The organism is Flavobacterium granuli (genome assembly GCF_031456055.1).
GTDB classification, from domain to species: domain Bacteria; phylum Bacteroidota; class Bacteroidia; order Flavobacteriales; family Flavobacteriaceae; genus Flavobacterium; species Flavobacterium granuli_A.
Window position 1 is genome coordinate 1 of sequence record NZ_JAVDTX010000008.1, and the last position, 25,193, is coordinate 25,193.

Annotated in this window: 22 protein-coding genes; 7 read left to right on the forward strand and 15 right to left on the reverse strand. The window is 34.5% G+C overall.

Annotated features, from left to right (window positions below; translation table 11 throughout):
• Positions 1-747 precede the first annotated feature (747 nt).
• The 4 genes from thrS to rplT all read left to right on the forward strand — a co-directional run bounded on the left by thrS (position 748) and on the right by rplT (position 4,032).
• Complete coding sequence (gene thrS / locus J2W95_RS15665; protein ID WP_310008667.1) at positions 748-2,694, forward strand: threonine--tRNA ligase; 1,947 nt, start codon at positions 748-750, stop codon at positions 2,692-2,694.
• Positions 2,695-2,710: 16 nt separating this feature from the next.
• Entirely contained in the window at positions 2,711-3,268 is a 558-nt protein-coding gene (gene infC, locus J2W95_RS15670) for a translation initiation factor IF-3 (RefSeq protein WP_394338673.1), read from the forward strand.
• Positions 3,269-3,389: 121 nt separating this feature from the next.
• On the forward strand, positions 3,390-3,587 hold the full coding sequence (rpmI, locus tag J2W95_RS15675) for a 50S ribosomal protein L35 (RefSeq protein ID WP_007810722.1): 198 nt from the start codon (positions 3,390-3,392) through the stop codon (positions 3,585-3,587).
• Between the two features lie 100 nt (positions 3,588-3,687).
• Positions 3,688-4,032: a 50S ribosomal protein L20 gene (gene rplT / locus J2W95_RS15680; RefSeq protein WP_077371129.1), complete on the forward strand. Its 345-nt coding sequence runs from the start codon at positions 3,688-3,690 to the stop codon at positions 4,030-4,032.
• Positions 4,033-4,122: 90 nt separating this feature from the next.
• On the opposite strand, the gene J2W95_RS15685 is transcribed toward rplT, so the two are convergent.
• From J2W95_RS15685 to J2W95_RS15715, 7 genes are all read right to left on the reverse strand, one after another.
• A complete protein-coding gene (locus tag J2W95_RS15685; RefSeq protein WP_310008672.1) occupies positions 4,123-5,325 on the reverse strand; it encodes a porin in 1,203 nt (400 codons plus the stop codon).
• A gap of 19 nt (positions 5,326-5,344) precedes the next feature.
• The gene (locus tag J2W95_RS15690; protein WP_310008674.1) at positions 5,345-6,685 is read right to left on the reverse strand and encodes an anaerobic C4-dicarboxylate transporter family protein; all 1,341 of its coding nucleotides are present in this window, start codon (positions 6,683-6,685) and stop codon (positions 5,345-5,347) included.
• A gap of 75 nt (positions 6,686-6,760) precedes the next feature.
• Complete coding sequence (locus J2W95_RS15695; RefSeq protein WP_310008676.1) at positions 6,761-7,819, reverse strand: type II asparaginase; 1,059 nt, start codon at positions 7,817-7,819, stop codon at positions 6,761-6,763.
• 61 nt (positions 7,820-7,880) lie between these two features.
• Complete coding sequence (gene aspA / locus J2W95_RS15700; protein WP_310008678.1) at positions 7,881-9,290, reverse strand: aspartate ammonia-lyase; 1,410 nt, start codon at positions 9,288-9,290, stop codon at positions 7,881-7,883.
• 49 nt (positions 9,291-9,339) lie between these two features.
• Positions 9,340-11,019, reverse strand: a complete 1,680-nt coding sequence (aspT, locus tag J2W95_RS15705; RefSeq protein WP_310008680.1) for an aspartate-alanine antiporter — start codon at positions 11,017-11,019, stop codon at positions 9,340-9,342.
• A gap of 186 nt (positions 11,020-11,205) precedes the next feature.
• Complete coding sequence (locus J2W95_RS15710) at positions 11,206-12,822, reverse strand: NAD-dependent malic enzyme (RefSeq protein ID WP_310008681.1); 1,617 nt, start codon at positions 12,820-12,822, stop codon at positions 11,206-11,208.
• Between the two features lie 260 nt (positions 12,823-13,082).
• Entirely contained in the window at positions 13,083-13,853 is a 771-nt protein-coding gene (locus tag J2W95_RS15715; RefSeq protein WP_310008683.1) for a DUF2490 domain-containing protein, read from the reverse strand.
• A 411-nt stretch (positions 13,854-14,264) separates the two neighbouring features.
• On the opposite strand from J2W95_RS15715, the gene J2W95_RS15720 reads away from it, so the two are divergent.
• Positions 14,265-15,068: an endonuclease/exonuclease/phosphatase family protein gene (locus J2W95_RS15720; RefSeq protein WP_310008685.1), complete on the forward strand. Its 804-nt coding sequence runs from the start codon at positions 14,265-14,267 to the stop codon at positions 15,066-15,068.
• A 90-nt stretch (positions 15,069-15,158) separates the two neighbouring features.
• On the opposite strand, the gene J2W95_RS15725 is transcribed toward J2W95_RS15720, so the two are convergent.
• From J2W95_RS15725 to tgt, 8 genes are all read right to left on the reverse strand, one after another.
• The gene (locus tag J2W95_RS15725; protein ID WP_310009054.1) at positions 15,159-16,418 is read right to left on the reverse strand and encodes an asparagine synthetase B; all 1,260 of its coding nucleotides are present in this window, start codon (positions 16,416-16,418) and stop codon (positions 15,159-15,161) included.
• Between the two features lie 99 nt (positions 16,419-16,517).
• Positions 16,518-17,183, reverse strand: coding sequence for a response regulator (locus J2W95_RS15730; protein WP_310008687.1), 666 nt, complete (start codon positions 17,181-17,183; stop codon positions 16,518-16,520).
• Positions 17,184-17,186: 3 nt separating this feature from the next.
• Positions 17,187-17,858, reverse strand: a complete 672-nt coding sequence (locus J2W95_RS15735; protein ID WP_310008689.1) for a sensor histidine kinase — start codon at positions 17,856-17,858, stop codon at positions 17,187-17,189.
• A 326-nt stretch (positions 17,859-18,184) separates the two neighbouring features.
• On the reverse strand, positions 18,185-19,732 hold the full coding sequence (dnaB, locus tag J2W95_RS15740; protein ID WP_310008691.1) for a replicative DNA helicase: 1,548 nt from the start codon (positions 19,730-19,732) through the stop codon (positions 18,185-18,187).
• A gap of 140 nt (positions 19,733-19,872) precedes the next feature.
• Positions 19,873-20,826 (reverse strand): acetyl-CoA carboxylase carboxyltransferase subunit alpha, encoded by a 954-nt coding sequence (locus J2W95_RS15745; RefSeq protein ID WP_310008693.1) that lies wholly within the window; start codon positions 20,824-20,826, stop codon positions 19,873-19,875.
• 134 nt (positions 20,827-20,960) lie between these two features.
• Entirely contained in the window at positions 20,961-21,842 is an 882-nt protein-coding gene (locus J2W95_RS15750) for a DMT family transporter (protein WP_310008696.1), read from the reverse strand.
• Positions 21,829-22,917 (reverse strand): LptF/LptG family permease, encoded by a 1,089-nt coding sequence (locus J2W95_RS15755; RefSeq protein WP_310008698.1) that lies wholly within the window; start codon positions 22,915-22,917, stop codon positions 21,829-21,831. The genes J2W95_RS15750 and J2W95_RS15755 overlap by 14 nt, the downstream gene beginning before the upstream one ends.
• An 83-nt stretch (positions 22,918-23,000) precedes the next feature.
• Positions 23,001-24,131 (reverse strand): tRNA guanosine(34) transglycosylase Tgt, encoded by a 1,131-nt coding sequence (gene tgt, locus J2W95_RS15760; protein WP_310008700.1) that lies wholly within the window; start codon positions 24,129-24,131, stop codon positions 23,001-23,003.
• Positions 24,132-24,341: 210 nt separating this feature from the next.
• Here tgt and J2W95_RS15765 point away from each other — a divergent pair, with 210 nt between their 5' ends.
• Positions 24,342-24,776 (forward strand): endo-arabinase, encoded by a 435-nt coding sequence (locus tag J2W95_RS15765; RefSeq protein WP_310008702.1) that lies wholly within the window; start codon positions 24,342-24,344, stop codon positions 24,774-24,776.
• Positions 24,777-24,908: 132 nt separating this feature from the next.
• Positions 24,909-25,187 (forward strand): rhodanese-like domain-containing protein, encoded by a 279-nt coding sequence (locus tag J2W95_RS15770; protein WP_310008704.1) that lies wholly within the window; start codon positions 24,909-24,911, stop codon positions 25,185-25,187.
• Positions 25,188-25,193: the final 6 nt, after the last annotated feature.

Consider the following 25,193-nt stretch of genomic DNA (forward strand, 5'->3'; position numbering starts at 1 on the left):
AGGAACGTTACGCGTTTTGCGGGGTGCAAAAATAGCTTACGTTTTCGAATCTCACAAGCTTTTCTCAATCTTTTTTTGAAAATAAATTTTCGTTTGGATTTCGTGGGCTTGTCAGGATTTCTAGGAACGTATGCGTTGTTGCGGGTGCAAAAGTAGACCCTTTATTCGTGTAAACAATGGCTTTTTTGATTTATTTAGCATTTATTTTTTAAACAACTGATAACTTGAAATTTACAAATACCTTTTTAGTTCAGATTTTAAACTTCAGGACGCCGAAGCTAATATTTTATCATTTTTACAGGGCTTTCAGTCACCGGAAGAGCAACAAAACCCCACCAACAAAGCTCTATTTTGCTCGTAAAGACGCAAAGACGTAAATTTTGAATCTGATTTCATTAAACCTTCACATCTTTGCAGGTTTTGGATTTAACAAAAGAAGACACCTTAATAATATTTCAGATATAGTTTTCCTTTGAATCTTCTTTACTCTATATAATGTATGCCTTTTTCATCTTTTCTCTTTTATAAAAACTAATACCCTAGCCCAGATGGAAACGGCATCCTGCTGTCCCGGGGTTCGGGACAGCAGATATAGTGTACAGCTGGAAATAGCTCCTAATTATTAGGATCGATCATTAACAACAACACTTAATTGGATTTTATACATATATATAGAACAAACCTTATATATCTATTGTATGTGTTTTGCTAATACTTTATATTTGCAATCTTAAAATATAAAAAACAATGATTAAGATTACTTTGCCCGATGGGTCAGTTAGAGAGTTTGCTCCTGGAGTAACTCCGATGGATGTTGCAAAAAGCATCAGTGAAGGATTTGCAAGAAATGTAATTTCGGCATCTTTTAATGGTACAACTATTGAAACATCTACTCCACTAACGATCGACGGCAGTCTTACATTATATACTTGGAATGATGCTGATGGGAAGAAAGCTTTTTGGCATTCGACTTCACACGTTATGGCGCAAGTTCTTGAAGAAATGTATCCTGGAGCAAAATTGACTCTGGGACCGGCCATTTCTAACGGTTTTTACTATGACGTTGACTTTGAAGACCAAAAAATCACTGAGGCCGACTTTAAGAAAATTGAAGACCGTGTTCTTGAGATTTCAAGAGAAAAACATGAATTTAAAATGCGTCCAGTTACTAAAGCGGAAGCATTGGAAATGTACAAAGACAATGTTTACAAAACAGAACTAATCACTAATCTTGAAGACGGAACTATCACATTTTGTGATCATTCAACTTTTACTGATTTATGTCGTGGTGGACACATTCCTAATACAGGAATCATCAAGGCAATGAAAGTAATGAGTGTTGCCGGAGCTTACTGGAGAGGTGATGAAAAAAACAAGCAATTAACTCGTGTTTATGGGACGTCATTCCCGAAACAGAAAGACTTAACTGAATATCTGGAATTACTTGAAGAAGCGAAACGTCGCGACCATAGAAAACTAGGGAAAGAATTGGAATTGTTTGCTTTTTCTCAAAAAGTAGGTCAAGGTTTGCCGTTATGGCTACCAAAAGGAGCTGCCTTGAGAGATCGTTTAGAGCAATTTTTGAAAAAAGCACAGAAAAAAGCAGGTTACGAACAAGTTGTAACTCCACACATCGGCCAAAAGGAACTATATGTAACTTCTGGACATTATGCAAAATACGGAGCAGACAGTTTTCAACCGATAAATACTCCTGCTGAAGGTGAAGAGTTTTTATTGAAACCTATGAACTGCCCTCATCACTGTGAAATCTATAATGTAAGACCTTGGTCATACAAAGATTTACCAAAGCGTTACGCTGAATTTGGAACAGTTTATAGATATGAGCAAAGTGGTGAATTGCACGGTTTAACTCGTGTACGCGGATTTACTCAGGATGATGCACATATATTTTGCACTCCAGAGCAATTGGACGAAGAATTTAAAAAAGTAATCGACCTGGTACTTTATGTATTTGGTTCATTAGGTTTTGAAAACTTTACTGCTCAAATTTCATTGAGAGATAAAGAAAACAGAGATAAATACATTGGTTCTGATGAGAATTGGGAAAAAGCAGAAAATGCAATCATCAATGCTGCAGCAGACAAAGGATTGAATACCGTTGTTGAATACGGAGAAGCAGCTTTCTACGGTCCAAAACTGGATTTCATGGTAAAGGATGCTTTAGGCAGACAATGGCAATTAGGAACAATTCAGGTAGATTACAATTTACCAGAACGTTTTGAATTGACTTATAAAGGATCTGATAATGAATTACATAGACCTGTAATGATTCACAGAGCACCTTTTGGATCAATGGAACGTTTTATTGCTATTTTATTAGAACACACGGCAGGAAATTTCCCACTTTGGCTAATGCCTGAGCAGGCAATTATACTGTCTTTGAGTGAGAAATATGAAAATTATGCTAAAAAAGTTTTAAATCTGCTAGAAAATCACGAAATTCGCGCCCTAATTGATAACAGAAGCGAGACGATAGGAAAGAAAATTAGAGATGCAGAAATGCAGAAAATCCCGTTTATGCTGATTGTTGGTGAGGAAGAGGAGAAAAACGGAACCATTTCTATTCGCCGTCATGGTCAAGAAGGAAAAGGTAATATCAGCGTTACAATAGAAGAATTTGCTTCGATTGTTGACGAGGAAATAAAAAAAACATTAAAAGTATTTACAGTTTAACTTAAATTATAAAGTCATAGCAATAAGAAGCAACAGAGGTTATCAACCTCGCGTAGAAAAGAAGGATGCACACAGAATAAATAATTTTATTCGCGGTGTACAAGAAGTAAGACTTGTGGGTGAAAACATAGAGCCTGGAGTTTTTAAACTTGCAGAAGCTTTAAGATTAGCTGACCAATTTGAATTGGATTTAGTTGAGATTTCACCAAACGCGGAGCCACCGGTTTGTAAAATCATGGATTACAAGAAATTTGTTTACGAACAAAAGAAACGTGATAAGGCTCTAAAAGCGAAATCTACTCAAGTAGTAGTAAAAGAAATACGTTTTGGTCCTCAAACAGATGAGCATGATTACGAATTTAAGAGAAAGAATGCTGAAAAGTTCTTAAAAGAAGGAGCCAAATTAAAGGCTTTTGTATTCTTTAAAGGACGTTCAATTATCTACAAAGACCAAGGGCAAATCTTATTATTGAGATTGGCTACTGACTTAGAAGAATTTGGAAAAGTTGAAGCAATGCCAATTCTTGAAGGAAAGAGAATGATTATGTTCATTGCTCCTAAAAAGAAGAAGTAATCAGTTTACAGAAAGCAGATAAAAAATAGTTTTCAGTTTACAGTGTTCAGTTTTAAACCTGAAGTCTGAAACTTTAAATAAAATATAAGTAAGTAAGAATAAATTAAAACACTAGGAAAAAATGCCTAAAATGAAAACCAAATCTAGCGCCAAGAAACGTTTTAAAGTTACTGGTTCTGGAAAGATTAAGAGAAAGCATGCTTTTAAAAGTCACATCTTGACTAAAAAATCTAAAAAACGTAAATTAGCTTTGACTCACTCAGCGCTAGTTCACTCTACAGATATGAAAAGCATCAAACAACAATTAAGAATTATCTAATAATTCTTTAGGTTAAAACAAATTTAATAACCTTGGAGTATGGCTAATAAGTTCCTTTGATTAAATTCAGGACGCCTACTACAAAAAAAACAATAAAATTATGCCAAGATCGGTAAATTCAGTTGCAAAAAGAGCAAGAAGAAAAAAAATAATGAAGCAAGCCAAAGGTTTCTTTGGTAGACGTAAAAACGTTTGGACAGTTGCAAAAAACGCGGTAGAAAAAGCAATGTGCTATGCATACCGTGACAGAAAAGTGAATAAAAGAAATTTCCGTTCATTATGGATTCAACGTATTAACGCTGGAGCTAGATTAGAAGGAATGTCTTATTCTCAATTCATGGGTAAAGTAAAATCTAACGGAATCGAATTGAACCGTAAAGTTCTTGCTGATTTAGCGATGAATCACCCTGAAGCTTTCAAAGCAGTACTTAATAAAGTAAAATAAACGTTATATAAACTCAATTTAGAATTACTTACTTATAAAAAAACCCAATCTTTCGATTGGGTTTTTTGTTTTTATTGTACTCCAACAAAATTATAGAACCAATAATGGAGCTATAAATCCAAAGCCTAAAAGACCAGTCGTATAATCTTTTACCCCGAAAGCATTTTCGGCATAGGTTGTATATTCATAACTTCTAGCCGTATAGGCTACATAGAATTTTATATTAAAATCTTTGAAAGGCATATACTGTATAGTTGGAATAAGCCCATAACTAGTAGATAATTTTGAACTTCCATTTGGATCAGGATTATCTTTCCAAGAATGATTGCAATTCATTACTGTTAAAAGCAAATTAATTTTAGGAGTGACCAAATATTCAGCTCGTATCCAGTTTTCAACATAAAGAGCTTCTTGTGCAGCATATTGATATTGACTGCTTATAATACTAGAGACAATCCCTTTGCGATCAAGCCCTTCATCACTATATTTAAAATCATAATACAAAACGAAATTTTTAGCTTTGAACTTATTACCCAATGCAAAATAGTTCATATGTGCCCCTTTAGCCTCATTGAAGAAACTATAGCTATAAGTAGTTTCTAATTTGTCATTAAAAAAATTACCTCGCCAATTAACTACTGCCGCCAAAGGATACTCTGAAGGATTTATGTTTGGAGGCGCAGTATTTCCATATTGCTCTTCATACGTTTTAGTCCTAGAATTTAATATCTGAAAAGATAGTGAGTTATTACCATCTCCGAAATTATGAGATATTCCAGCACCTACCAAAAAGTTATCTGCATATTCTATTATGTCATTATAAGTCAAGATATCGATAGGATTAAAATCAAACTCATAACCTCCCCAATCTGCACATAATTTCCCAAAAGAAAGCTGGGTGCTCTGAGATAAATCAATTCTCAAAAAAGCCAGATCGACTGATCTGCTAATGTTATCCAGATTTCCAGGAATGGGTTCCCTTGTGTATCTGTTACGGAATCTAAAAAATATTTTATCATGAATTTTTCCTTTAATTTCAAATCGGAGCTGATTCACGTTAAATTCTGAAATTTCATGGTTTCCATCCATAAAATGACTATTGTAAGCCATTCGGGAATTAAAAATTACATCAATATCCCTTAACAAAGATTGTTTAGAAACAGGTATCAACGATTTTAAGGAATCTGGAATAATTAAAACTCCTTCTGTGGTTTGTTTTTCCACTTGCTCTATTTGGGCCATTACAATAATTGGAAAAAAACCAATTATTAAAAAAACAAAGTATTTTCTCATAATTATCTAATTTTTAAATTTATAATAATAAAGATCCCAATAAAAACCCAACTGCAATCGCCACACCAATGGCAATCACACCTGGTGTCATAAAACTATGATTTACTACATATTTTCCTATTTTTGTACTTCCTGTCCTGTCAAAATTTATAGCAGCCAATAATGTTGGATATCCAGGTAAAACAAAATCACTGTTTACAGCCGGGAATATAGCAATCAATGCAGATGGAGGAAGACCCAAAGCAATTCCTAATGGCATCATCGTTTTAGTAGTGGCGGCTTGACTGAACATCAATGCACCCATTATAAAAACTGCTATCGCAAAAGTCCAAGGATGTGCCTCAACAATACCTCCTAAAGCTTCTTGAATTGTATCATTATTGGCATTCATAAAAGTTGAGCTCATCCAAACCACTCCAAAAACTGATACCACTGCAGATGCCATTGAAGTAAATAAACTGGCTTTAGTAACATCAGATGTACTTGTTTTTGTAATCAGCATCATAGCTGCGGAAGCTGTAAGAGTTATTACGCTAATTATGGTTACCATTGACAGAGATCCATTAGCGGCAACACTAAGAGTTTTGTCCCCTGGTGCAAAACTAGGCACTAAACTCGGAAATGCTCCAGCTATTACAATTAGGACTATCGCAAACGTGAATATTAAAACTGAGGTTTTAGCGCCAGATTTCAAACTTTTCTCTTCACCTTCAGCATTTGCTTGCATGGTTTCTGCAAATTCAGGATCCATCATTTTTTCAATAAAAATAGAGTCATCTTTCAATTCTGTTCCTTTTTTGAAAATAGAAAAACAACCTATTAGTATACCGATAATACAAGCAGGAATGCAAATCATCATAATATCTACCAAAGCCCCAGGATAACCTAATATAACTACCAAAGCAGCTGTTGCCGCACTCATAGGACTTCCTGTTAGAGCCAAATGGGAAGCAATAACCGAAATACTTAATGGGCGTTCTGGTCGAATTCTTTTCTTGGCAGCCACTTCAGAAATGATTGGCAAAAGGGAATAAACGATATGAGCAGTTCCAGCAAATAGACATAAAAAGTAAACTGTAAAAGGCGCAATAAAAGTGATATTTGATGGATTGCTTCGAATAATTTTCTCGGCCAAACTCACAAGATAATCAAGTCCTCCCGACGCCTGTAAAGTCGCAGCCGTTGTTACGATAGCCATAATAATCAACATTACATCCAAAGGTGGGTCTGTAGGTTTCATTTTGAAAACAAATAGAAAAATGAATAACCCAACCATTCCCATGACACCTAATCCGATCCCTTTCATTTGTGATCCTATGAGAATCATACCAATAAGAACAGCAAATTCGATCCAAATCATATAGTTACTTTTAAGGTTATTATTGTTTTTGAAACAAAAAAAGTGAACCTTATAAAAGATTCACTTTGGGACTCACTAATATTCAAAGAAATATTGTTGTACCTTTTCTCTATCAGATGTAGTTGTCAAAGCTAACATTAATAAAACTCTAGATTTTTGGGGATTCAAATCATCCGAAACAACAAAGCCCAGTTCTTTATCTTTTACTTCATTATCTAAAGTAATTCTACCAGAGCCAGCTCTAGCAGAACGACATACCAAAATTCCTTTTTTGGAAGCATCGGCTAATGCTTTCCCCACAGGCTCACCAAAATTACCATTCCCCATTCCGGCGTAAACAATTCCTTTTACACCCGAATTTAAAATTCCAGTAACTGACGCTGGACTAGCATCTGCATATCCATAAACAATTTCAACTTGTGGTAGTGAAGTCAAACTTGTGACATCAAATTTTTTGGAAGGATTTTTCAATGATTGATAGTAATAATTTACTTTACCATCATAAATTAAACCGATAGGTCCGAAATTGCGAGATTGGAACGTTTCAAGATTGGTAGTACTGGTTTTTGTCACATCTCTGGCGTCAAAAATCTTTTCATCCATAGCAACGATTACTCCTTTTCCTTGGCTTTTTGGACTAGCCGCAACCATTACGGCATCTAGCAAATTTCTATTTCCATCCTGACTCATTGCTGTTGATGGACGCATTGCTCCAACTAGAACAACTGGTTTATCGGACATCACTGTTAAATCCAAAAAATAGGCAGTTTCTTCCTGAGTATCAGTACCATGAGTAACAACTATCGCATCAGCCTCATTATTTTTGAAAATTTCATTAATTCTTTTAGATAGTTTTAACCAAGTTACCACATTCATATCTTGACTACCTATTTGTGCAATTTGCTCACCAGTTATTTTTCCGTAATCGTGAATTTGAGGCACGGCATTCAGCAAATCATCAATAGGCACTTTACCAGCAGTATAAGCCGCTTTTGTTGAAGATTCACCGGAGCCAGCGATAGTTCCTCCTGTTGCCAAAATAATAATTCTTGGTGAAGTCTTTTGAGCTTTGTTTTGTGCTTGCGCTGGTAAAACAAAAGCTGAAATCATAAATAATAAAATAATATTTTTCATAATTTATATAGTTATAGTTAATTAATTCTTTCTTGGTTTAATAATGATTTTCACTGTTAAATTATGAGGTAATGAACTTAGGATTAATCAAATTTTCTATTGAATAAATTTCATCCCATTTTTCTTGAGTTATTAATTTACGTTCAACAACAGCAATTTGATGGACACTTTTTCCAGTTTTCAAAGCTTCTCCCGCTATGCTGGCACTTTCTTCGTATCCTAAAATTGGATTCAACTGAGTTACGATCCCAATACTATTCATCACCATATTATAACAATGTTGCTCATTTGCAGTAATACCAATGATACATTTATCTATTAATGTTTGAATTGCATTTGATAAATAATCTAATGAGGTAAACATTGCAAAAGCAATTACTGGTTCCATAACATTCAATTGCAATTGTCCAGCTTCAGCCGCCATGGTTACTGTTAAATCTTGTCCTATCACATAAAAACAAGTTTGATTCACCACTTCTGGAATTACAGGATTTACTTTTCCTGGCATAATTGATGAGCCAGGCTGACGAGCAGGCAGGTTAATTTCATTAAATCCTGTTCTTGGTCCCGAACTCAACAACCTAAGGTCATTGCATATTTTCGAAATTTTAACTGCCGTTCTTTTCATGGTACCCATAATTTGCACATAAGCTCCTGTATCTACAGTTGCTTCGATCAAATCGGGAGACAATGTCAACGGAATTCCAACCTCTTTGGCCAAATAAGCAACACAAATTTCCGGATAGCCTTCAGGTGCATTTACTTTTGTCCCAATGGCTGTTGCTCCCATATTAATATCTAAGACTAAACTTTGCGCATCTTTTAATCGTAAAACATCTTCTCCTATTGTTGTTGCGTACGAATGGAATTCCTGGCCCAAAGTCATTGGTACCGCATCTTGTAACTGAGTTCTTCCCATTTTTAAAACTTGCTTAAACTCAGTGCCTTTATCTGCAAAAGCTTTCTCAAGATTTTCAACAGTTTTTATAAAATGATCCATCTTTAAATAAAGTGCAATTCTAAATGCTGATGGATAAGCATCATTGGTCGATTGGGAACAATTCACATGATTATTGGGATGCAAGAAGTTATACTCTCCTTTTTTGTGCCCTAAATATTCCAATCCAATATTGGCAATAACCTCATTTGCATTCATGTTTACTGATGTCCCAGCTCCGCCCTGTATCAAATCGCTGACAAATTCTTGATCAAATTTACCCGCTATTACTTGGTCACTCCCATAACAAATCGCTTCAGCAATTTTGGTATCCAGAGCACCACAATCTTTGTTGGCCATTGCAGCCGCTTTTTTTACATAACCCAATGCTTTGATGAACAATGGCTCTCTAGAAATTGGAATACCGGTAATATTAAAATTCTCAACAGCCCTAAAAGTTTGAATTCCATAATACAAGTGATTTGGAATTTCTAATTCGCCTAAAAAGTCATGTTCTTTTCTTGTTGCTCCCATAATAAGAATTATAAAAAATTGATGTTAGAATTTATTTGATGTTATTTTTTTAGTACATCATTGAAACTAAAATTGGTCCCCAAGCCGTTAAAAGAATATTTCCCAGTGCATAAGGAATTGTGTACCCCAAAACTGGAAATTTACTGGCCGAAGCATCCTGTATCGCTTTTAATCCAATGGTTGATGTTCCTGCTCCCGTTTGCGCTCCTAACAAAATTATCGGGTTCATTTTGAGTATATATTTCCCAAAAAATAATCCAATGATATGTGGCACAATCGCCACTACAAAACCAGCCAAAACAATACTAAAGCCCATTTCTTGAAGTCCAGATATAAAACTAGGCCCTGCTGCCATTCCTACCAAACCGATAAATGTTGCCAATCCAACATTATCAAAAATCCATAAGGCAGGCTCGGGAATACTGCCAAATATTGGTGTATACGAATGCAGCCACCCAAAAATCAATCCCATTACCAATGCTCCGCCGCTGGTTGTCAAAGTGATCTCGATTCCAAAAACGGTAACAGAAAGCAACCCAAAAAATCCACCTAAAACTATACCCAATCCCAAAAAAACGATATCGGTAGCTGAACTTTTTCTGTCTAGATACCCAATGTCCTTGGCCGCTTTTTCAATTAAAACCATCTTGCCAGAGATTTTCAAAACATCACCTCTTTCAATAATAGTATCTAAATTAATAGGTATCTCATGGTACTCTCTAGTGATCTTATCCAACATTAAGCCGGTACTGAAATGATCACGTAAACTCTTAATTGTTTTCCCTGCTATATTCTTATTTGTGACTATCACATCCATGTGTGCCAATGGAAATTTCAATAATTCATCATCTAAAACTTCTGGACCAATTTCGGAAAGACTTGAAAGGATAATCCCTTGTCTTGCCATAATTACCAATATATCACCCTCGTAGATAACCGTATTGGGAGTTGGATCAATTAATTCTTGCTTGTGTCTTAATCGCTGAATGGCTACCCTAAAATCTTTATTGGCTTTTTCGAATTCGGATATCGTTAATCCGATCCATTTCTTATTTGTTATTTGATAGGCTCTAATAACCCAACTTTGATAAACTGTCTCTATACCTGGCTCCTCTTCCGCATCCCCTGTTAAAGTCTGACTGAGTTTTTCGCTTTCTTCCACTAAATTGATTCTCATTAATTTTGGTGCAATTGATGTCAGAAAAAAAACAAATGAAGTCGCTCCGATAAGGTAAGTCAGAGAATAAGCAACGGGGATGTTGTTGACTAACCTTGTTTTCTCAAGTTCTGAAATTGGTAGTTGATGAATAGCCTCCGAAGCTGTTCCTATAAGAGTCGATTCTGAAAAAGCTCCTGCCAAAAGTCCTGCAGCAGTACCCGTATCATAGTTTAAAAGCTTGGACATCCCAAAAGCAATCAACAAACAAGAGACACAAATAACAAGGGTTAACATCAATTGAGGAAATGCATTTTTCTTTAAACCCTGAAAAAACTGAGGCCCTACTTTATAACCTGTAGCAAAAAGAAAAAAATCAAAGAAAATAGTTTTAACAATAGGCGGAACTTGTATGTTCAATTGTCCAATAAGCACACCTGCAAACAAAGTCCCTAAAACAACACCAATTTTAAAACTACCGATTTTAATATGCCCTAAAGCAAAACCTAGAGACAGCGTTAAAAAAACGGCTAGCTCTGGATGCTGCTGTAAAATATGCGTAATTTTTTCCATTAACTTCAAATTAGAAATCCACTAACAAAACACACTCTACTTTAAAAACAGGGGCTTGTTTTTAAACCTACACTAAAGTTAATACATAAATCTGATACATAACCATTTAGGATGCCAAAAAATTCCTATCCTTTGCGCATTTTTGTTTGAATCATATAATGGATGAACTATAAACATCACAGAAAACTACTTGTATTCGGGGATATACATTTTGCTTCTTATAAAATCGCTAATACTTTCTGGCCTTTTAACACCAGCTAAACCTGAATTAAAGATGTCTTCGGCAATCTTTATCGCAACATTTACGGATACTTTCAAAATATCAGCCACACTAGGATAGATCAACCCTTTTTCAAAATCAGAAAAACTCACTTGTTCAGCCACAGCTTCTGCAGCTGTCAACAATATATCATCAGTAACTCTTGTCGCTTCTGTAGCAAAAATGGCAAGTCCTAATGCAGGAAAAATAAACACATTATTTCCTTGGCCAGGTGTAAATATTTTGCCTTGATATTCTACTGGAGCAAATGGGCTTCCACTGGCAAAAATGGCTTTCCCTTTGCTCCAGTTATAAGCCTGTTCCGCAGTACATTCAGAATGGGAAGTTGGATTAGAATAGGGAAAAATTATTGGGCGCTCATTTACGGCACTCATATTTTCAATAACCTGCTGATTAAATGCTCCCCCAACAGTACTCACTCCAACAATGGCAGTAGGCTTAATTTTAAGAACCGCTTCAGCGAAATCCGTACAGGAATCAGAATCATGAGCAAACTGTAATTGATGCTCAGCAAGATCTGTTCTGCTTTTTATCAATAATCCGTTTATGTCAAACATCCAAATCTGTTTTAAGGCTTCCTCTCTTGTCAGACCATCCCTTTCAAACTTTTTGACTAACATATCGGCTATTCCAAAGGCCGCTGCTCCAGCTCCCAAAAACAAGAAATGCTGATCAATAAATCTTTTCTTCATCAAACGGCTTATCGAAATAAAACCAGCAGTTGCGACTGCTGCCGTTCCTTGTATGTCATCATTAAAAGTGCAAACTTTCTCTTTGTAGGTATTCAAAATCTTTATGGCATCCACTCCTGGAAAATCTTCCCATTGAATGCATATTTTAGGAAAAACTTCATTCATTGCCTCAACAAAAGCTGCAACAAAATCATCAAATTCCTTACCTCTAATCCTTTTGCATTTCAATCCGGGATATAGAGGGTCATTCAAAAACTCTTCATTATTGGTTCCTACATCCAAAACAATTGGCAATGTATATTCAGGAGGAACACCCCCGCAACTGGTATACAAAACTAATTTTCCTATGGGAATCCCTAACCCAAAAATACCCAAATCACCTAAGCCCAATATCCGACCGCCATCTGTAACAACGGTAAACCGAACATCTTTTTCGGGCCAATTTCTTAGAATCTCTTTTAGATTGTCTTTTTGTTTTATCGAAAGATATAATCCTCTCGGCCTTCGGGATACCTGACCAAATTTTTGACAGGCCTCTCCAACAGTAGGTGTATAAACCAAAGGCAGGTACTTAGCAGGATCACTGCAGATTGTTTTGAAAAATAAGGTTTCATTATTTTCCAGCAACTGCATTAGATATATATATTGATTTATAGGCTTTTCAAAATTATCCAGCTGTTCGTGGATACGTATTGTTTGCGTTTCAATGGTTTCGACCGCTTCTGGCAACATTCCGAGCAATCCAAATTTTTCTCTTTCTTCGTGAGTAAATGCTGTTCCTTTATTTAATCGAGGATTTCGCAATAACGAATAACCAGTGCAGTCTTCCATTTTAATAAGTTTTATAAATTTTTAAAATCAACGAAACAACCATCACTCTTAAAAATGAATATTCTTAACATTATCCAATCAATAAGAGAAAACTTTAAAAAAATAACAATTCAAAAAAGACATCTGTTTATTGAATTTTAAGATATAAACTTACAAAAATATTTAATATAAATTCTAAAATATTCAACATCAAATTGTTAAATAAAACTTCAAAAACCCTAGTTGGTACTGCAAATTTTAAAACGAAACCAATATGAAAATTATTCGTCCCCCGAATGATGCTCAGGAGCCATAGCCTGATTGTGTTTTATAGCAGAATTCAAGTAAAAGAACAATCGAATGGTATGATTCATGTCATACTGATAACCTGAATATTTTTGTTGATAGACATTCATATAACCAAAATCATAACTCAATTCAGGAGTAATATTTTGTTTAATTCCAATAAATAATCTGTTTTGATCAAATGTATTATAGACCACTTCTTTGCCAAAATGAATTAATAACTCATCGGATAAAACCAAAGAAGGCAATTTTTTATTATTAAAAATTGGAATAGTGAAACTGGCCAAGTAACGTATCCTATTCGTAAAACGATTTTCACCAGTAGACTCATCATTTTCCATTTTTTCCTGCCATCGTTGTTCGTTTCTCAGTCTTTGAAGAACGCTTACTTTACCAACTTTTGTCGTTAATTGCGCCTGCTGGTAAATTCTGTTTTCATCCGCATATGTTGACCAACCTTCTTTAGTCGGAGCCAGCCACATATGAGCGTAACCTGCGGTTAATGATACTGATTTACCAGGAAAATAAGAGAAACCGCCTCTCAAAAAATAAAAATTATTGTTTTCAAAAAATCCGTTTTCGCGAATATGAGCATCGGCGGCAACTCCCCAATGTTCACTGAACTTCGTCACACTATTCAGTGAAACCCATGTTTGAACTTGCTGGTTTATTTCTTTTTTTGTAGCCCCTTGACCAAAAATTAAAAAGGGAAATAAAATCGCTAAAATTTTAGATAAATTTTTCAAAATGAATAGATTTAAATCAACAAAAGATTGCATTAAAATTAATCAAAATAACATTACTATTTTCCAAGTAAATTTACCCTAGCCATAATTATATTAATATAATTTTCATCAGTTTAATTAGGAAATTAATGCATTTTTTAATTATTCTAAAAAGGAAAAACAAATCCGAACCTACAAAAACGTCATTTTTGACGTTCAAGACATCAAATTTGTCCTTAAATCCCCTATCAATAGCGTTTTGCCTTATCAGCAAAAGATGGCTTTCGAAATTTGACTTCCAAAAGGGATTCTAAAGTCATATAAATCTATAAAAAACAGATACTGGACTTTGCAATTTTTATAAAATTTTCTATTAATGAATACTGGATAATTCTTTTTGCAATCTTTATATTTGGACATTAATCCAAATCCATGAACAAAACCTATTTCGTTCTCTTTTTACTTTTTTTCAATACTTTTTATTCCCAAACCAAACTCCTTTCCTGGAACATTCAAAACTTTGGCAAATCCAAATCCGATCAGGAAATTGCATTTATAGCCAATACTGTAAAGGACTATGACATAATTGCCATCCAAGAGGTTGTGGCCGGAAATGGCGGAGCACAAGCGGTAGCAAGATTGGCCGATGCACTCAACCGGAAAGGGACAAAATGGGACTATCGGATAAGTGACCCGACATCAAGCGATGCTCATGGAACCGAACGTTATGCTTTTGTTTGGAAAACTAACAAGCTAAAACTAAAAGGCAAACCTTGGCTGGAACAAAAATACCAGACCGAAATAGACCGAGAACCTTATTTTGCCACATTCGAAATAAAAGACAAAACCATAACAATTGTCGCCTTTCATGCCATCCCAAAGAGTAAACAGCCCGAAACCGAGATTAAATATTTCAAGCTTTTGCCAAAGGAATACCCAAATCTGAATCTGCTCTTTGCTGGAGATTTCAATTGTTCCCAATCACATTCAGTTTTTGATCCTTTGAAGAAAATGGGCTTTCCTCCTATTTTAAAAAACCAAAAAACGTCATTGAAAACTAAGCCGAAAGGAACTGAATGTCTGGCATATGAATATGACAATATGTTTTATAAAACGAATTCCATAAACTATTTAAAATCAGATGTGATTTTGTTTTACAAAAAATTCATTTCCTTAAAAGAAGCCCGAAAAGTATCGGATCATATTCCGATTTGGTTTGAATTTTCTTTGAATTAATTTTTTAAAAAAATCTCTCAAATAAAAAATCCCAAATTCCAATTGTAACTATTGGGATTTGGGATTTTCAGTTTAAGATTTTCTATCTTTTTATGTTTTCTGCTTTTTCTTTCTTGCAGCAGGAAACAAAACATTATTCAAAATTAACCGATAGCCGGGAGAATTAGGATGCAAATCCAAAACTGTTGCGGGATCACCCACTTGATGCTGATAATCCTCTGGATCATGACCACCAAAAAAAGTAAACATACCCTTTCCTTTTTCACCGTGTATGTAACGCGCTTCACCATTGAGTTCACAAGCTCCCATTGTCAGAACATTTGATTTTATCAATTCTGAATCAAATGAAGTGGTTTGTCCCATAAAACCTTTGATTAACTGTGTATGATTTTGACAAAGCATACTTGGTATGAAATCCCATTTTGCAGAATATTCCATCAAGCTAAAATAATCTTTATCCATAGGAACCTTCCTTTTTAAAGTCATATCGATATCCGAAAACTCGTATTGCTCTGGTCTTCGTTCTAAAGTAAAATTCTTGAAAGCAAAAGTATTATTAAAATTCAATTTGGATTGATAATTAGCTTCACTAGGATCTCCATCAAACATGGATTCACAAATATCAACACCATCTGCAGCCAACGCAATGTCAAAACTATCCGTTGCAGAACACATTGCAAATAAAAATCCTCCCCCAATTACAAAATCTCGAATCTTTTTGGCAACTGCTCCTTTTTCTTGAGATACTTTTTCGTAACCTAACTTTTTGGACAAAGCCTCAGCATCTCTTTTTTGGTCAATATACCAGGGAATATTTTTATAAGCTGCATAAAACTTTCCATATTGCCCTGTATAATCCTCGTGATGCAAGTGCAACCAATCATAAAGCAATAATTGATCACTTAGAACTTCTTCATCATATATGGGAGTAAAAGGAATTTCGGCATACGTCAATACTAAAGTAACTGCATCATCCCAAGGTTGTTTCCCTTTGGGAGTATAAACTGCAATTTTCGGAGCTTTCTCTAATATAACTGCCTCCATATTCTGTGAAGGACTTGAAATTTCATTCAAAATCGATGTCTCTTCAGCATCCGAAATGACTTCAAAACTCACTCCTCGTATTTGACATTCCTTACGAATTTCTTCTGCATCTGGTAATAAAAAAGAACCGCCACGGTAATTAAGCAACCAACTTGCTTTATAGTTTTTAGCTAAGCACCAATAGGTAATTCCATACGCTTTAAGGTGATTCTGCTGCGTAGTTTCGTCCATTGGCAACAAAATAAAGGAAGCTCTCGATGAAATCGATATTAGAAAAATAAATATAAAAAGAATTCTTTTGCACATCATTGAAAACTATTTTAAAGCAAAGATAATTGGAAGTAATTAAAGTACTCCTTTTATCTTTTATAATCATGCAAAAAATCCTTTTTAACATTCAATCAATTAAATCTCTAGAGAAACAATAGAATTTTGAATGGCATAAACAACCAGTCCGGCAATATTTTTGGATTCTGTCTTAAGTAACAAATTGTTTCTGTGGCCTTCAACAGTTCTTGGGCTAATGAATAGTTTTTCACCAATTTCTATGGTGCTTTTTTGCTTGCAAATAAGTTGCAAAACTTCTAATTCACGAGAAGTTATAAAACCAGTGTCTAAACTGCACTTTGTTTTTTTATTGGCAATTAGGTCATTTTGAATGATCCCCATTACATACTCTGAATAATAGAATCCTTTTGTCGCTACTTCATTTATGGTTGCAAATAATTCCTGAGGAGTCGTATTTTTAACCAAATAGGAAACAGCGCCCACATCAATCATATTGGCTATAAATGATTTTGAATCGTAACTCGTCAAGGCTATGATTTTTATATTCGAAAAATCTCTATGAATAATTTTGGTAGCTTCAATCCCATTAAGCAATGGCATTTTCAAATCCATAATCACAATATCCGGTTTGAGATTATCTCCTTTTAGAAAATCAATTAATTCAACACCATCTGAGGCCTCAAAAATTACCTCAATATTCTCTTCTCTAGACAACAGAAAAGAAATTCCTTTTCTGAATAGAACTTCATCATCAACCAAAATTATTTTTATAGTTTCCTTCATAATTTAGAAATTAAAAATCACTGTAATTCCATTATTCATTTGCGACTCAATCGAGAGACTTCCCTCTAAAACAGCTACTCTACTTACAACATTTTTCATTCCAAGACCCTTATGATTTTCCAATTGATTTACATCAAAACCAATTCCATTATCCGAATACTTACAGGTTCTTTTTCCGTCAATTGTATCAAAAAGAACAGAAATCATTGTTGCTTTTCCGTGTTTTATCGAATTAGCAAATAATTCCTGTAAAATTCTAAAAACATGTATATGCTTATCGTTGTCTTTAAAATCAAACTCCAAATTATTCTCATATCGAATTTCAACAGCTCCATCATCAAATAATTGAGCACATAATTCCTCAATTCCAGCATGAAGACCGAATTTATCCAATACCGGAGGAAGTAAACTGTGCGTCATTTTTTTTGAACTATTCAAAGCTTTAGAAGTATACTCAATAATGTTTTTGGTAATTTCTTCAATATCTTTTTGAGGTAAATTAGGAATCTTCAGAAGATAACAATTCAAAGAAATCACATTCAATTTTGAACTGATATCATCATGCAAGTCCTGTGCAATACGCTTTCTATCTGATTCTAACGTACGAATCACTGCCGATAATTGTTTGTTTTTCAGGAAAACATCTAAGTCATCAAATTCTAATTTGTTTCCCATATCCTTTTTATTGTAAGAATGACTAAATTTCCTTAACGAGTTTTTAAAATTTCACAATATTTATCTTATATAAAACAAACATGCATTTTATCTTTTTTTATACAACTTTAAGCGGCAAATATAGCTATATTTAGCTATTTTCCTAATAAAGTATTGTGTTTATATAAGCACAAACATAATAAAAATTCTTATTTTAGAAGAATAAAAACTTTTAAATTCTTGTAAGCCAATGCCCTACAAAAAACCCAAGCTTAAATCCATAAAAAAAGGAGAATATCTTATTTTCATAAAATAGTCTCCCTTGTGATAACTAATGTTTTTAAACTTTAAAATGGAACGTCACCATCATCATCGTCATCATTATTAAAATTACTACCAAAAGCCTCGTTTGCTGATGGAAGATTTTTGGTTATAAAAGGACTATCATCATGATTCATACTTGATGGTAAATCATCATAGCCACCACTGTAATCTTCAAGATTATCAAATCGACCCAAGTGTCCAATAAACTTCAAACGAACATTTTCAATTCCACCATTTCTATGTTTTGCAATCATAATCTCGGCTTGTCCCGCAGTTGGAGATGCTTCTTCATCATCCCACTCATCGATTTTGTAATACTCAGGACGGTATAAAAACGAAACAATATCTGCATCCTGCTCAATCGCTCCAGATTCACGAAGATCCGAAAGCAAAGGTCTTTTACTTGAACCACGCGTTTCAACAGCACGCGATAATTGTGAAAGTGCAATTACAGGAATATTCAGCTCTTTCGCCAATGCCTTTAAATTTCGGGAGATTGTAGAAATTTCCTGCTCTCTATTTCCTCCTCCTTTTCCATTTCCGCCAGCAGTCATCAACTGCAAATAATCGATAATGATAATTTTGATACCATGCTGCGACACTAAACGTCGTGCTTTTGCACGCAAATCAAAAATGGATAATGAAGGTGTATCATCTATATAAAGTGGTGCTTTTTCTAAATTCTTAACTTTGGTACTAAGCTGTTCCCACTCATGTTTTTCTAATTTTCCGGTACGTAACTTCTCTGAAGACAATCCTGTTTCGGAAGAAATCAACCTGGTAATCAACTGTACGGATGCCATCTCCAACGAGAACAAAGCAACTGGATGTCCAAAATCGATAGCAATATTTCTAGCCATCGATAATACAAAAGCTGTTTTTCCCATCGCAGGTCTCGCTGCAATAATAATTAAATCACTTGGCTGCCAACCCGAAGTTAGTTTATCCAATTTATCAAAACCTGTGGCAACACCAGAAAGCCCCTCTTGACCAGCAATTTCTTCAATACGTTTTTTAGCTTGCAATACTAAACTCTGAGCGGTTTCGGAACTACGCTTGATATTTCCTTGTGTTACTTCATAGAGTTTGGATTCGGCTTTGTCCAACAAATCAAATACATCGGTAGTTTCATCATAGGAATCTTCAATAATTTCAGATGAAATTCGAATCAAACTTCGTTGAATAAATTTCTGAAGAATAATTCTAGAGTGAAATTCAATATGTGCTGATGAGGAAATCTTTTGCGTCAACTGAATTAAATAAAAATCACCTCCTGCAAGATCTAACTTAGCAGTTTTTCGAAGCTGTGCAGAAACGGTCAGCAAATCGATTGGCTGGGTGTCATTAAATAATGTTACAATGGCTTCAAAAATATATTTGTGAGCATCTTTGTAAAATGCATCAGCTTGTAGAATATCAATTACATCATCTACCCCTTTTTTATCAATCATCATTGCCCCAAGCACTGCTTCTTCTAAATCTAATGCTTGTGGTGGTAATTTTCCTTTTTCTAGGTTTATAATTGTTGTTTTGTCCACTTTAACCGGACTAATATTTTTGAAATTTTCCATGTAGCGAAAGTAACTAAAATTAAAAAAAAATCACAATTGAGTTATTATAATTTATTGTTTATAAATACCTATTTTTTGTTTATAACCAAAAAAAAATCCGAAACTGTAAGGCTTCGGATTAAGGTCTTAAAAATGGCTGTTTATTCTTTGAATTCTCCCATTTTACAGTATTTATCCATTCTCTGAGCGATTAACTCTTCTGTTGATAAGTCTTTCAATTCATTATATCCTTTTATGATATATTGTTCAACTGTAGTAAAAGTAGTCTCTCTGTCATAATGAGCTCCACCAAGTGGTTCTGGAATAATATCATCAACTAATTTTTGTTTTTTCATATCAGCTGAAGTCAATTTTAAGGCTTCGGCAGCTTGTTCTTTATAGTCCCAACTTTTCCATAAAATTGACGAACAAGATTCTGGTGAAATTACAGAATACCAAGTATTTTCTAACATATAAACACGGTCTCCAACGCCTATTCCCAATGCTCCACCTGATGCTCCTTCTCCAACAATAATTGTTATAATAGGGACTTTCAAACGAACCATTTCAAAAATATTTCTTGCGATAGCTTCTCCTTGTCCGCGTTCTTCCGCTTCCAAACCTGGATATGCACCCGGTGTATCTACTAAAGTAAGTACTGGGATATTAAACTTCTCGGCCATTTTCATCAAACGCAACGCTTTTCTATATCCTTCAGGATTTGCCATCCCAAAATTTCTATATTGACGCGTCTTTGTATTGAATCCTTTTTGTTGTCCAACAATCATAAAAGATTGTCCTCCTATTTTTCCTAAACCACCAATCATGGCTTTATCATCCTTAAAACCTCTATCTCCATGAAGTTCCAGAAAAGTATCCCCACAAATCCCTTTGATATGATCCAAAGTATAAGGTCTGCTTGGATGTCTTGATAACTGCACACGTTGCCAAGCAGTTAAGTTTTTATAAATATGTTTTTTGGTCTCCTCTAATTTTTTGTTGATTTGTTTACAAGTATTGGTTACATCAACATCCGATTCTAAACCAATAACAACACATTTATCTAATTGTTCTTCAAGTTCTTTTATAGGAAGCTCAAAATCTAAATATTCCATAGGATTTGTGCGTATTTATTATTGTTTTTAATTTTTCGATTTGGAACTGCAAATATAAAATTTAATATCGTTATACACTTATTTTTTTGTTCAAGTAGAAAAAAATAGGTTTTACAAAAATAAAAACCTTACAATTAATCTTCTTTTCTATAGTGCTTTATAATACCGTTTAAAAGTACCGTAATTACAATTACAACGGCTCCTATGTAAAATTCTGTACTCATTTTTTCTTTTCCACCAATGATAAAAAAGGCCAATACAATACCATAAACAGGCTCTAAATTAGTCGTTAACATAACCGTATATGGTGACAATTGTCGCATCACTTTTACCGAAGCCGTAAAGGCATAAGCGGTACAAATAGATGCTAAAATCAGAATCAAAATCCAATTTTTGGCTGACAACACAAAAAAATCTGCTGAGAAAGAACCTTGAAATAAAAAGTAGATGGAAATAAAAATAAAACCGGCTAAGAATTCATAAAATGAAATCACCGAAGGATCATGATCAGCAATTAACTTTCCATTCATTAAAGTAAATAATACTCCCAATATTATGGAAACTAATGCCAATAACATTCCGCTCCAATAGTTGACCTCTACCTGCATGATTAATCCTAAACCAGCAATAATAACCAATCCAAAGAAAACTTCGTACCAGAGCACTTTTCGACCATAAAATAAAGGTTCCAATAATGAAGCAAAAAATGCACCTAATGAAAAAACAGATAAGGTTATCGAGACTGTTGAGACTTTTATGGCTTCAAAAAAGGTAATCCAATGTAAAGCTATAAGAAGACCAACCAATATAAACTTAACTAATGATTTGGGAGAAACTTTAAATGATTTCTTCTTGATGCCAAGAAAAACAGCAATAAAAACTGCCGCAAAAAACATCCTATACCAAACCAAAAAATCTGATTTTATCGTAATTAATGCTCCTAAAATAGCTGTAAATCCCCAAATAAAAACAATCAAATGTAGATTAAGGTAACTTCTTAAATTATCGTTTCGCATTTCGTAATAAATAAACAGCTAATATTCCAAAAATTATGTTTGGCAACCAAACCGCCAAAAGAGGTGAAAATGAAGATTTCTCGGCCAATACTCCAAATATCTTATCCATAAAGACAAATGAAAAGGCAACTGCAATTCCAATGGCCAAATTGACTCCCATCCCCCCTCTTCGTTTCATTGAAGATACAGAAACAGCAATAATAGTCAAAATAAATGCCGAAATAGGAACGCTATATTTTTTATATAAAACGACTAAGTAAACATTGATATTAGATGATCCACGCTTTCTTTCCTTATCTATAAAAGCATTCAATTCCCCTAGAGTCAATGTTTCAGCAATATAAACCACTGGCGCCAAATCCTCCAGATCAAAACCAAATTTCATCTTCTTTTCAGGAGCTTTTTCAATCACGTCCCCTTCTTTCCCAACTATTCTCTTGGTATAATCATATAAAGTATAGTTCTTTTCTTTCGGATTCCATTTGATTCTGCTAGCAGTGATTTTGTATTCTAATTTCTCTTTTTTAAACCGCTCCATCGAAAAATTAAAAGCCATTTGAGACTCATTATTAAAGCTATTTACATAGATAAAATCGTGATCATTTATCTGTCTGTAAACATCCGTATTATCGCCCCGCATGAGTTCCTTACCACCACTGCGGAGATAGGTGTACCTAAAATTATTATACCCTTCACTAGAAACAGGAATAACCCAAAAACCCATCAACAATACTATCAGGGAAACAATGGAAGCCCCAATAATATAAGGCCTCATAAACCGAGTAAACGAAATACCCGAACTTAAAATAGCAATAATCTCTGTATCATTTGCTAATTTTGAAGTAAACCAAATCACCGATATAAACAAAAATATCGGAAAAAGATTGTTCATAAAGTAAATCGTAAAATGATAGTAATAAATGGCGATTTTTAAAACCGGCACATCATTGGCTAACATTTTATTAATTTTTTCCGACACATCTATGATAATCCCAATAGGGGCAAATAACAAAAGCATCACCGCAAAAGTGGCTAAATATCTTTTTAAAATGTATCTGTCTATTATTGTTAGCATAGTTATGATTGAATCTTTTATTCGTTGAATCAGTTAACTGTTTAATCGTTTATTCAATTAAACAAATAAACGATTAAACATATTTACAGTCTTTGGCTCATATTTTTCACCATCATTTCTTTCCATGGTGCAAAATCGCCCGCTAAGATATGTTTTCTGGCCTCACGAACCAACCACATATAGAAACCTAAATTATGAATCGTAGCAATTTGTTTCCCCAAATATTCATTGGCAGCAAACAAGTGACGCAAATATGCTTTTGTATATTCCGTATCAACAAAAGTATAACCCATTTCGTCCAATGGAGAGAAATCGGCTTCCCATTTTTTATTCTTGATATTGATCGTCCCGTTGGCTGTAAACAACATCCCGTTTCTGGCGTTACGTGTAGGCATCACACAATCAAACATGTCGATTCCAAGAGCGATATTCTCTAGAATATTGATTGGTGTTCCAACTCCCATCAAATAACGAGGTTTGTCTTCAGGCAAAATTTCACAAACTACTTCGGTCATGGCGTACATTTCTTCTGCAGGCTCCCCTACCGAAAGTCCTCCAATCGCGTTTCCTTGCTGACCAGAATTGGCAATATATTCTGCAGACTGTCTTCTTAAATCCTTATAAGTACTTCCTTGTACAATTGGAAAAAAGGTTTGCTCGTAACCGTATTTAAAAGGTAATTTGTCCAAATGATTAATACAACGATCCAACCAACGGTGGGTCATGTGCATCGAGCGCTGGGCATAACGATAATCACAAGGATAAGGCGTACACTCATCAAAAGCCATAATGATATCGGCCCCAATGGTACGCTGAATTTCCATCACATTCTCTGGCGTAAAAAAGTGATACGAACCATCAATATGCGATTTAAACTTTACTCCTTCTTCCTTAATTTTTCGATTTGCCGAAAGCGAATACACTTGATATCCACCAGAATCGGTCAAAATGTTACGATCCCAATTCATGAATTTATGCAATCCTCCCGCTTTTTCAAGAATTTCGGTTTGTGGACGCAAGTATAAATGATAGGTATTTCCAAGAATAATATCTGGGTTTATTTCTTCTTTTAACTCCCGTTGATGAACCCCTTTTACAGAGGCAACTGTACCAACAGGCATAAAAATTGGTGTTTCAATAACACCGTGATCAGTAGTAATACTTCCCGCACGCGCTTTCGATTGCGGATCTGTTTTTAGTAAATCAAACTTCATATAGACTTTTTATCAGTCGGCAAAGATAGTCTAATTTAAAACCCACATCAAAAAAATATTTCCCTTCCTATGAATGAAAAGTCGGTTCATGACATTCAAAATTTAAATACTACTCAGAATAAAATTAGAGAATTATTAAATCTAAAAATGTTTTATTATTTAATTTAGACAAAACGTATCTTTCACACACTATTAATCAAAACATACATTATGAAATTAAAATTAGCCATGTATCTTATTCCGAATTTAATTTTCTTGAGTTGCAATCCAAAAGCAGATGATACACAAGCCATTAAAAGTCTTCTTGAAAAGGAATCTTCCAGTTGGAGATTGGGCGACAGTGAAGCACATGCTGCATGCTGGCATATTCAGCCTTATAGCAAAATTTTAATTTCAACTGTTGATGGTAAAGCATTAGACATCCCTGCTGAAGACATTATCAAACCTATTGCAAATGCCAGTGGCGGTACCTCTATGAATACAAATTATAAAATGAGCATTCACGACAATAATGCTTGGGTCAGCCACGATGAAGTATCGATTGCGAAAGATGGCAAGAAAACCTTTTCGCATGAGATTCGATTACTTGAAAAAATAAATGGCAATTGGAAACTTGTAGGACAATCTATTCACGCCTATAAATAAAAATATTTAAGGATATACAAGCTGAACAACCTTTAAAGATTGGATAAAAACTTGTGTAACAAAAGTTACTGTACAACCTTAATTTCTGTTGTAATTTTGCGTTATAAAACAATACACTTTAAAGCAACTACTATGACTTTAGAAAATATAATAAAAGAGCAACAATGTACGATTGTAGATGTACGAACTCGAGAAGAATTCAGTGGAGGACATGTTGTCGGGTCTATTAATATCCCACTGAATGAAGTCCAAGAGCGATTTGAAGAAATACAAAACCTAAAATCGCCGTTGGTTCTTTGTTGCGCCTCCGGAAACCGAAGCGGACAAGCGCAACATTATCTTTCTCAAAAAGAAATAGACTGCCACAATGGAGGTTCTTGGCTTGAGGTCAATTATTATCAATCCAAATAATAAACA

What these genes read in the sequence shown, in the direction of transcription:
- thrS (WP_310008667.1), top strand. Translation starts at nt 748, where the DNA reads ATGATTAAGATTACTTTGCCCGATGGGTCAGTTAGAGAGTTTGCTCCT.
- rpmI (WP_007810722.1), top strand. Translation starts at nt 3,390, where the DNA reads ATGCCTAAAATGAAAACCAAATCTAGCGCCAAGAAACGTTTTAAAGTT.
- rplT (WP_077371129.1), top strand. Translation starts at nt 3,688, where the DNA reads ATGCCAAGATCGGTAAATTCAGTTGCAAAAAGAGCAAGAAGAAAAAAA.
- J2W95_RS15685 (WP_310008672.1), bottom strand. Translation starts at nt 5,325, where the DNA reads ATGAGAAAATACTTTGTTTTTTTAATAATTGGTTTTTTTCCAATTATT.
- J2W95_RS15690 (WP_310008674.1), bottom strand. Translation starts at nt 6,685, where the DNA reads ATGATTTGGATCGAATTTGCTGTTCTTATTGGTATGATTCTCATAGGA.
- J2W95_RS15695 (WP_310008676.1), bottom strand. Translation starts at nt 7,819, where the DNA reads ATGAAAAATATTATTTTATTATTTATGATTTCAGCTTTTGTTTTACCA.
- aspA (WP_310008678.1), bottom strand. Translation starts at nt 9,290, where the DNA reads ATGGGAGCAACAAGAAAAGAACATGACTTTTTAGGCGAATTAGAAATT.
- aspT (WP_310008680.1), bottom strand. Translation starts at nt 11,019, where the DNA reads ATGGAAAAAATTACGCATATTTTACAGCAGCATCCAGAGCTAGCCGTT.
- J2W95_RS15710 (WP_310008681.1), bottom strand. Translation starts at nt 12,822, where the DNA reads ATGGAAGACTGCACTGGTTATTCGTTATTGCGAAATCCTCGATTAAAT.
- J2W95_RS15720 (WP_310008685.1), top strand. Translation starts at nt 14,265, where the DNA reads ATGAACAAAACCTATTTCGTTCTCTTTTTACTTTTTTTCAATACTTTT.
- J2W95_RS15725 (WP_310009054.1), bottom strand. Translation starts at nt 16,418, where the DNA reads ATGTGCAAAAGAATTCTTTTTATATTTATTTTTCTAATATCGATTTCA.
- J2W95_RS15730 (WP_310008687.1), bottom strand. Translation starts at nt 17,183, where the DNA reads ATGAAGGAAACTATAAAAATAATTTTGGTTGATGATGAAGTTCTATTC.
- J2W95_RS15735 (WP_310008689.1), bottom strand. Translation starts at nt 17,858, where the DNA reads ATGGGAAACAAATTAGAATTTGATGACTTAGATGTTTTCCTGAAAAAC.
- dnaB (WP_310008691.1), bottom strand. Translation starts at nt 19,732, where the DNA reads ATGGAAAATTTCAAAAATATTAGTCCGGTTAAAGTGGACAAAACAACA.
- J2W95_RS15745 (WP_310008693.1), bottom strand. Translation starts at nt 20,826, where the DNA reads ATGGAATATTTAGATTTTGAGCTTCCTATAAAAGAACTTGAAGAACAA.
- J2W95_RS15750 (WP_310008696.1), bottom strand. Translation starts at nt 21,842, where the DNA reads ATGCGAAACGATAATTTAAGAAGTTACCTTAATCTACATTTGATTGTT.
- J2W95_RS15755 (WP_310008698.1), bottom strand. Translation starts at nt 22,917, where the DNA reads ATGCTAACAATAATAGACAGATACATTTTAAAAAGATATTTAGCCACT.
- tgt (WP_310008700.1), bottom strand. Translation starts at nt 24,131, where the DNA reads ATGAAGTTTGATTTACTAAAAACAGATCCGCAATCGAAAGCGCGTGCG.
- J2W95_RS15765 (WP_310008702.1), top strand. Translation starts at nt 24,342, where the DNA reads ATGAAATTAAAATTAGCCATGTATCTTATTCCGAATTTAATTTTCTTG.
- J2W95_RS15770 (WP_310008704.1), top strand. Translation starts at nt 24,909, where the DNA reads ATGACTTTAGAAAATATAATAAAAGAGCAACAATGTACGATTGTAGAT.